Source organism: Neisseria sp. P0009.S007 (assembly GCF_051962515.1).
The window spans coordinates 1-952 of sequence record NZ_JBQCVF010000606.1 but is presented as its reverse complement, the minus strand read 5'-3'; the positions used below and the strand labels follow the sequence as shown (position 1 = coordinate 952).

At 49.4% G+C, this 952-nt stretch carries 1 protein-coding gene; it reads left to right on the top strand.

All coding sequences use genetic code 11. From position 1 onward, the window contains the following. Window positions 1–188: 188 nt before the first annotated feature. Window positions 189–952, top strand: a 764-nt coding sequence (locus tag ACTHS3_RS15115) for a polyamine aminopropyltransferase (protein ID WP_440368382.1), incomplete at its 3' end; no start/stop codon positions are given.

Sequence of the window (952 nt, the reverse complement as noted above, 5' to 3'; positions counted from 1 at the left end):
TCCCATCTTGGCAAGCATTTTAAAACAAAGTTACTCACGAAATTATAAAAACCAATGATTTTAAAGAAAATTAAATAAATACCTTACCTCTCAATTCAACACGCTCAAAGGCCGTCTGAAAACCGCTCCAGCGCAAAACATCATGGTTTCTGTTAAAATAACGCCTTTTACATCTTTCGTCTGCACACATGCCACCCCGCCATCCTTACCGCCGCCTGCGCCCAGCCAAATCCCATCTGCCCGAAGTCGGCATTTCCGAAGAGGGCAATATCCGTTCCCTGCACTTGGGCAGCGACACCATTCAAAGTTCTATGAATGTCGATCATCCGTCCGAGCTTGTGTTGTCGTACAGCCGCGCCATGATGGGTTGGTTGCTGTTTGCAGAAACCCCGCCCAAACACATCACCCAAATTGGCTTGGGCGGCGGCTCGTTTGCCCGTTGGATAGACAGCTACCTGCCCGATACCAAGCAAACCGCCATTGACATCAATCCGCAAGTCATCGCCGTGGCGCGCAGCCTGTTTGAATTGCCGCACGAAGGCGAAAATTTTGAAATTATCGAGGCGGATGGTGCTGAATATATTAAAGTGTTCCGCCACAATACCGATGTGATTTTGGTAGATGGTTTTGACAGCGAACAGATTATCGATGCTTTGGTGGAAGAGCCCTTCTTCCAAGACTGCCGCAATGCCCTCTCTTCAGACGGCGTATTTGTCACCAACTGGTGGAGCGGCGACCAGCGTTATCAACGCTTTGTCGAACGCCTGCTCAACGTCTTTGACGGCCGCGTGCTCGAGCTGCCTGCCGAAAGCCACGGCAACGTAGCGGTCATGGCATTCCAAAGCAGCCCCAAAGAGCAAAATCTCGACAACTTAAAAAAACGCGCCGAAAAATTAAGCGAAAAATACGGCTTGGACTTCAAACGGATGCTTGCTGATTTGAAAGCCAACAA